General features: G+C 43.8%; 8 protein-coding genes. All 8 read left to right on the top strand.

Translation table 11 applies throughout. From position 1 onward, the window contains the following. Positions 1-72 precede the first annotated feature (72 nt). The gene (locus tag Q0191_RS00490) at positions 73-2,061 is read left to right on the top strand and encodes an FtsX-like permease family protein (protein WP_148888270.1); all 1,989 of its coding nucleotides are present in this window, start codon (positions 73-75) and stop codon (positions 2,059-2,061) included. 130 nt (positions 2,062-2,191) lie between these two features. Then, positions 2,192-3,592: an amino acid permease gene (locus tag Q0191_RS00495; RefSeq protein ID WP_297662831.1), complete on the top strand. Its 1,401-nt coding sequence runs from the start codon at positions 2,192-2,194 to the stop codon at positions 3,590-3,592. A 42-nt stretch (positions 3,593-3,634) separates the two neighbouring features. Next, entirely contained in the window at positions 3,635-3,904 is a 270-nt protein-coding gene (locus Q0191_RS00500) for a hypothetical protein (RefSeq protein WP_297662833.1), read from the top strand. A 71-nt stretch (positions 3,905-3,975) separates the two neighbouring features. Continuing rightward, the gene (locus Q0191_RS00505; protein WP_297662834.1) at positions 3,976-4,986 is read left to right on the top strand and encodes a S41 family peptidase; all 1,011 of its coding nucleotides are present in this window, start codon (positions 3,976-3,978) and stop codon (positions 4,984-4,986) included. A gap of 220 nt (positions 4,987-5,206) precedes the next feature. Continuing rightward, positions 5,207-5,632 (top strand): GNAT family N-acetyltransferase, encoded by a 426-nt coding sequence (locus tag Q0191_RS00510; RefSeq protein ID WP_297662836.1) that lies wholly within the window; start codon positions 5,207-5,209, stop codon positions 5,630-5,632. Between the two features lie 18 nt (positions 5,633-5,650). Further along, a complete protein-coding gene (locus Q0191_RS00515; RefSeq protein WP_297662838.1) occupies positions 5,651-6,106 on the top strand; it encodes a GNAT family N-acetyltransferase in 456 nt (151 codons plus the stop codon). Positions 6,107-6,168: 62 nt separating this feature from the next. Beyond that, positions 6,169-6,405: a DUF2829 domain-containing protein gene (locus Q0191_RS00520; RefSeq protein WP_297662840.1), complete on the top strand. Its 237-nt coding sequence runs from the start codon at positions 6,169-6,171 to the stop codon at positions 6,403-6,405. Continuing rightward, positions 6,398-6,999: 3-oxoacyl-ACP reductase (locus tag Q0191_RS00525; RefSeq protein ID WP_297662841.1), on the top strand; the 602-nt coding region annotated here is incomplete at its 3' end. The genes Q0191_RS00520 and Q0191_RS00525, both read left to right, overlap by 8 nt.

A 6,999-nucleotide genomic window follows, 5' to 3' on the forward strand; every position in this document is an offset into this window, starting at 1 on the left:
ACAAGACCGAGCGGCAGATGTTCCAAGAGATTTCCGATACTCTGACAGTTATGGCAAGTGAGGTGGAAGCTCATGCTTAGATTAACTAGTAAGCTTGCGCTTTCTAACTTAATCAAAAATCGTAAGCTTTATTATCCTTTCGCTCTGGCGACCTGTCTGGCTATCGCCATCTCCTACATCTTTTTCTCCCTGACTTTTAATCCTAATTTAGTAAAAATGACGGGGGCAAGCGCCGTTTCTCTGGTGCTATCTTTTGGGATGGTGATTGTCAGCATCACGACCAGCATTATCGTCTTTTATGCTAATAGCTTTGTTTTCAAGAATCGCTCCAAAGAGCTGGGGCTCTACAGTGTGTTAGGGCTCAATAAATTCCACCTCTTTGTCATGGTGGTAATTGAATTACTGGTATTTGGTCTGGTCACCCTTATCCTTGGACTAGGGATTGGACTCTTATTTGATCAGTTGATCTATGCTCTCTTGCTGAAAATCATGGCGATAAAGGTCGTCTTGGTGTCAACTTTTCAGCCTGCTGTAGTTATCGCGGTTGCCGTTTTCTACGCCTTTGTCTTTTTCTGCTTGATGATTAGCAATGGTCTGCGCCTGAGAAAGCTTGATGCGCTACAATTGGTCAAAGAGAAGAATAGTGGAGAAAAGAAAAGTCGCTTTTTATTCCTGCAGACACTACTTGGGCTTGCAGCCTTGGCATACGGTTATTTCCTTGCACTAGGAGTGACCAATCCCTTGTCAGCAGTCTTTACATTCTTTGTCGCGGTGCTCTTTGTGATTCTAGGCACCTATCTACTCTTTAATGCTGGAATTACAGTCTTTCTACAATTTTTGAAAAAGAGGAAGTCCTATTATTACCAACCTAATAACATGATTTCCGTTTCCAACCTGATTTTCCGCATGAAGAAAAATGCGGTGGGGCTAGCGACAATTGCTATCCTATCAACCATGGTCTTGGTAACCTTATCTGGCGGAGCTAATATCTATGCCGGCGGTGACTACATGCAAAAGGCTATGTTTCCTCATGACTTTAGCATTCAAGGAAAAGGAACCACGGGTGAGCAGATGGACCAAGTGCTGACAGAGTTTGTGAATGAGCAGCAGTTGCCAGTCACAAAGAAAGGTGTCTATCCATACTATACGATGGGAGTGACAAGTCGTGCTGACAACCAGCTCGATATCAATGCTGCCGCTCAAAAATTTGTCACACCGAAAACGTATATTTTGGCTATTTCAGAAGCGGATTATCAGAGTATGACGGGGAAAACTCTTGATCTTGGGGATGATGAAGTGGCACTTTATCAGCAAGGTGTGAAGTTAGATTCTAAGCAAGACTTGCAGCTGGCTGGTCAGACCTTTAGAATCAAAGAGGAACTCAAAGAAGACTTTATCTTTGGTCATTTACCCGATCAGATGAACATGATCGTCCCAGAGAAAATCTACATGGTTCTTAAAAATCCTGACCAAATCTTCTCTGCAATGACGGATAAATATGCTGTAAACCTTAATTATTATGGTTGGCTTGATACAAAGCTGTCAGCAGAAGAACAGCGCAATTTGAGGGATGCTTACCAAGAAAAATTGAGTCAGTTTAATCAGACCTTGCCTGAAAATCAGGCGGTCTATGGCTCGGTAACAGCTTTTGATAAGCAAGAAATCAAAGGCATGCTGGGTGGCATGTTCTTCATCGGTATCTTCCTATCAATCGTCTTTATGCTGGGAACTATTCTCATCATCTACTACAAGCAGATTTCAGAAGGGTACGAGGATCGGGATCGCTTTGTGATTCTACAAAAAGTCGGTCTGGATGAGAAACAAATTAGACAAACCATTCGGAAACAGATCTTGATTGTTTTCTTCCTGCCACTGGCCTTTGCCTTTATCCATCTGACCTTTGCCTATCATATGCTGAGCTTGATTTTGTCTGCTCTTGGTGTTCTTAACTCAGCTCTCATGCTGGCTGTGACACTGGGTGTCTGTGCGATCTTCTTTATCAGCTATGTGATCGTCTTCATGATTACTTCCCGCAGTTATCGTAAAATTGTTTCTATGTAAGAAGTTGGGATTTCCCAGCTTCTTCTTTTGCATTTCTTTGCCAAACGATAAAGTGGCATTTTAAAAGAGATTTTGGTAAATCCAATGATCTATGATATAATAAACCATCTATGCTTTGGAGGGAGATTTTATGAATATTTTTCGAAAAAAGGATGCCAGTAAAAACAGGACGGGAATGCGGCGGCACCTGAAACTGATGGATTTGATTCTTTTAGGGATCGGTGCCATGGTTGGTACAGGGATTTTCACGGTTACAGGAATTGGGGCGGCGACTTATGCTGGTCCAGCTCTGATTGTGTCGATCGTGATTTCTGCCCTATGTGTCAGCATCTCTGCTCTATTTTATGCGGAGTTTGCCTCTCGAGTTCCGGCTAATGGCGGAGCTTACAGCTATATTTACGCTGTTTTAGGAGAATTTCCGGCTTGGCTGGCTGGTTGGCTGACCATCATGGAATTTATGACAGCTATATCAGGTGTAGCTTCTGGCTGGGGTTCTTACTTGAAAGGGCTTTTGAGCGGCTCTCATATCCAGCTACCGACAGCCTTGAATGGTACATTCAATCCAAAAGCAGGGACTTATGTGGATTTGTTGCCTATTCTGGTTTTGGTCTTTGTGACAGGCGTAGTACTTCTAAACTCAAAAGCAGCCCTGCGCTTTAACTCAGCCTTGGTTGTCCTAAAATTCTCAGCCTTGGCTCTCTTTATTCTCGTTGGGCTTTTCCATCTTCGACCTGAGAATTGGTCTAACTTTGCGCCTTTTGGTTTTGGTCAGATTTATGGCGGTCAGACGGGGATTATGGCTGGAGCTTCTCTGATGTTCTTTGCTTTTCTGGGCTTTGAGTCGATTTCTATGTCTGTGGATGAGATCAAAGAGCCTCAAAAAAATGTGCCGCGCGGCATTGTCCTTTCCCTTGGGATTGTAACCATCCTCTATATCTTGGTAACCTTGGTCTTGACAGGCTTGCTCCACTATACCAAGCTAAATGTTCCAGATGCAGTAGCTTTCTCACTTCGCAGTATTGGACTAGATTGGGCTGCCAATTATGTTTCTATCGTAGCGATTTTGACCCTGATTACCGTCTGCATCTCCATGACCTATGCCTTGTCTCGGATGATTTACAGTATAGCGCGTGACGGACTTTTACCGCGGTCTTTCAAGGAATTAACTGCTACTAGCCGCGTGCCTCAAAATGCTACCATCTTAGTGGGGATTGCCTCAGCTATTTGTGCGGGTATCTTTCCTCTTGCTAGCATCGCCTCTTTCCTCAATATCTGTACATTGACCTATCTGATTATGCTGGCCTTTGCCATTTTGAAGTTGCGGAAGGAAAAGGGACAGCCTAAAGCTGGAGAATTCAAAACTCCGCTAGTGCCTCTAACTCCTATTTTATCTATTATCATCTGCCTTTCCTTTATGACTCAATACACCTGGGACACTTGGTTGGCCTTTGGCATCGCTCTGCTTTTGGGAATTTTGATTTACTTTGGCTATGGCTACCGCCATTCAGAAATAGAAGTGAAAGAAAAATAGTGTAAAAAAGTTGTTCTGAACAGAACGTAGAAAGAGAAAAGAATGAAGAGTTTTAACTTAACGAAAAAGAAGAAGGTTTGGCTGTCTGCGCTTGCCTTACTTGCCCTTATCTTACTAGCCATTGTGATCAATATCCAGCTGAATCAACCTGAACATATGAGCGCTGACTATGTTGGCCTTTGGAAGTCAAGATGGCATGAGGAAAATAAAGACTGGCTCTATCCCCTGAAAAATATCTGTCTTGTTATTTTGGCAGTCCTAGCTGGTTCGGGTCTCATGATTGCATTTTCCAAGAGTGAGAGATGGAAATAAGCTTCTGTAGATTTAAGCGAAATAATCTTACAAAAATGTAAGATTGACGATGGTAAATGTAAGGTAAAGACATGGAAAACGTGTCTCTATTTTGCTATAATCAGCTCAGGAATCCTCACAAGAAAGGTTGTGCAATTATGAAAAAAGTCCTTTTAGGCTGCTTGGGGACAGTAATGGTTTTGCTTGCTCTTTTAATGGGTTTTCTGGCCTACTTTGGTCCAGACTATGGCATTTTTCTTTTCCCACCTAGTCCGCAAGACTACGCTCGCTCGGTTGTGAAAAAGCTTGATTTCGGTCTTTATACGGACAAAGACTGGGAAAATGAGAAGAAGAAAGCCTTGGAGAAGCTTGAATCAGCTAAGACATATCAAGATACCTATCCTGTCTTGGAAAAATTAACCAAAGAGGCTGGCGGAAAACATTCTTATTTTTTAAATCCACAGGATAATCCCGAAAATAGTCCAGAAAGCAAAAACCAGCCTGAAGTGCAGAATCGAGAGGGAGTTCTCTATTTAAAAGTTCCTGCTTTCACTGGTGATGCACAGGCAGCGAAGGCTTATGCTGAGAAACTGTCAGCAGCTCTTAAAAAGGATGACTATCAGGCGGTTCTTGTGGATTTGAGAGACAATACCGGCGGGAATATGTATCCGATGATTGCTGGACTGTCCTCTCTTTTGCCTGATGAAGATCTCTTCCAATTCGTTTATAAAAATGGAAGCAAGAGCGCGGTTTCTCGGTCAGATGTTCTGAAGCAGCTTGGTTTGGAGCAGACTAATGAGAAAGCAAAGAAAGTACCAATAGCTGTCCTTACCAATGGGAAGACAGGTAGCTCAGGAGAGATGACTGTTTTAGCTTTTAAGGGATTGGAAAATGTTAAAATATTTGGTCAGCCAACGGCAAGCTATACTACGGGAAATAATTATTATCAACTATATGATGGAGCGGTTTTGCTCTTGACTACCTCGAGTATCCTAGATCGCACGGGCAAGCTTTATGAGAATGAGGCAATTCAGCCAGATGTCCTAACAGACCAGCCTTTAGAAGAGGCGGAGTCTTGGTTGAAAGGACAGATGGGAGAATAGTTTATTGAAAGAGGCTGGGACAAAAGTCCTAGCCTCTCAATTATCTTTGGATTGTCGAGCAAGACGCAGTGGTTGAGTGGGCTCTATTACGCTGATTTCATCAGCTTTTACAGCCCTACTCAACTGTGCGGAGGTGGGACGACGAAATCGAATTTTAACGAATTACCGATTTCCGTCCCACTCTCTTTCTGCTATAATAAAGAATAGAATGAGGTGACAGATGATTCGTAAAGTAAAACTAAGAGATGCCTCAGCCATTCAGCGGCTTAATGCTGAGTGCCTGGGCTATGACTTCGATAGGGAAGCGACGGAGGCTCAACTAAAAAGGTTACTAGAGAGTGACCAGCATTTGATTTTGGTAGCTGAAGAAGGCGGTCAGGTCATAGGTTACGCTCATGCGGCTAGCTACGACTGTCTCTATTTTCCGTCCTTGCTCAATCTCTTGGCTTTGGCCGTCGCTCAGGATTTTCAAGGTCAGGGGCATGGCAGAGCGCTGATGCAAGCTTTGCGTGAAGAGGCAAAAGCCGCAGGCTACACAGGGATTCGGATTAATTCAGGCATTTCCCGCTCATCAGCTCATGAATTTTATCGCAGCCTCGGCTGCAGTGAAAAAGCAGACCAGAAACGATTTTATTGGGAATTTTAAAGAAAAGAGGACTAGCTGATGATTGAACCACTAAGCCAGCAGCATGCTTTAGAAATTGCTAAGAACTGGCATTACGAGACGCCTTATGACTTTTATGATATGGAAAATGATCTGGAGGATTATGAAGAAATAGTCTCCCAAGAAGCGCGTGGAGATTGTTATTATCAAGTGGTACGAGAAGGGAATCTCTATGGATTTTTCTGCTTGGAGCAGAAAGGAGATCGAATTTTGGAGCTTGGTTTGGGGATGAAGCCGGAGCACTGCGGAAAAGGTCAGGGCGCTGTATTTTTGCAGGAAATTCTGGACTTTATTATGGAAAATTTTGCGCCCCAAGTCATCAGGTTATCCGTGGCTGACTTCAATCACCGGGCCCAGCAGCTTTATCTCAACATGGGCTTTGAAGTGGTGAGGCGCATTCCGCAGGAAAGTAATGGCGATATTCATCTCTTTGTGGAGATGGAGAAGAAGCTTTAACTTACCTATGACTGCTAACAGCAAATTCGTAAATGATTACCAATAAATAAAAGGAGAAAACCATGACATTTGAAGAGATTTTACCAGGCCTTAAGGCCAAGAAAAAATATGTGCGTACAGGCTGGGGTGGAGCGGAAAACTATGTCCAGCTCTTTGATACGATTGAGCAGAATGGGGTGGCTCTCGAAGTGACACCTTATTTCCTCATCAATGTTTCAGGCCAAGGGGAGGGCTTCTCCATGTGGAGTCCAACTCCTTGTGATGTGCTGGCTACAGATTGGGTGGAAGTAGATGACTAAGACGGTACTGGTGACGGGAGCTAGCTCTGGCATCGGCCGAGCTCAGGCTCTGACCTTTTTGGAAAATGGCTACCGCGTTTATGGGGTAGATAAGGGTGAAAATCCGGGTTTTCTAAATGAACTACGTTTTTTTAAAATGGATTTGACAGATGATTTGACACCACTTTTCACTAGCTTGCCTGAAGTGGACATTCTCTGTAATACGGCCGGTATTTTGGACGATTATCGTCCCTTGCACGAGACAAGTGACGAGGATTGGGAGCGAATTTTTGCGCTGAATCTGACCGCAACCATGAAAATCACTCGTTTTTACCTTCAGAAAATGCTGGAGAAAAAGTCTGGTATCATCATTAATATGTGCTCGATTGCTAGTTTTTTGGCTGGCGGAGGCGGTGCAGCCTATACAGCCTCTAAGCATGCTCTAGCTGGTTTGACCAAGCAGATAGCCTTGGACTATGCGGATCAAAATATCCAAGTTTTTGGCTTGGCGCCAGGCGCTGTCAAGACAGCCATGACTGCCGCAGATTTTGAGCCAGGCGGACTGGCAGACTGGGTTGCTGAGGAAACGCCGATCAAGCGCTGGCTGGATCCTCA

The sequence above is a fragment of the uncultured Streptococcus sp. genome (genome assembly GCF_938036805.1).
Taxonomy (GTDB): Bacteria; Bacillota; Bacilli; order Lactobacillales; family Streptococcaceae; genus Streptococcus.

Coding starts and splice junctions, on each gene's coding strand:
- Q0191_RS00510 (WP_297662836.1), top strand. CDS start 5,207: ATGATTCGTAAAGTAAAACTAAGAGATGCCTCAGCCATTCAGCGGCTT.
- Q0191_RS00520 (WP_297662840.1), top strand. CDS start 6,169: ATGACATTTGAAGAGATTTTACCAGGCCTTAAGGCCAAGAAAAAATAT.
- Q0191_RS00495 (WP_297662831.1), top strand. CDS start 2,192: ATGAATATTTTTCGAAAAAAGGATGCCAGTAAAAACAGGACGGGAATG.
- Q0191_RS00515 (WP_297662838.1), top strand. CDS start 5,651: ATGATTGAACCACTAAGCCAGCAGCATGCTTTAGAAATTGCTAAGAAC.
- Q0191_RS00500 (WP_297662833.1), top strand. CDS start 3,635: ATGAAGAGTTTTAACTTAACGAAAAAGAAGAAGGTTTGGCTGTCTGCG.
- Q0191_RS00490 (WP_148888270.1), top strand. CDS start 73: ATGCTTAGATTAACTAGTAAGCTTGCGCTTTCTAACTTAATCAAAAAT.
- Q0191_RS00505 (WP_297662834.1), top strand. CDS start 3,976: ATGGAAAACGTGTCTCTATTTTGCTATAATCAGCTCAGGAATCCTCAC.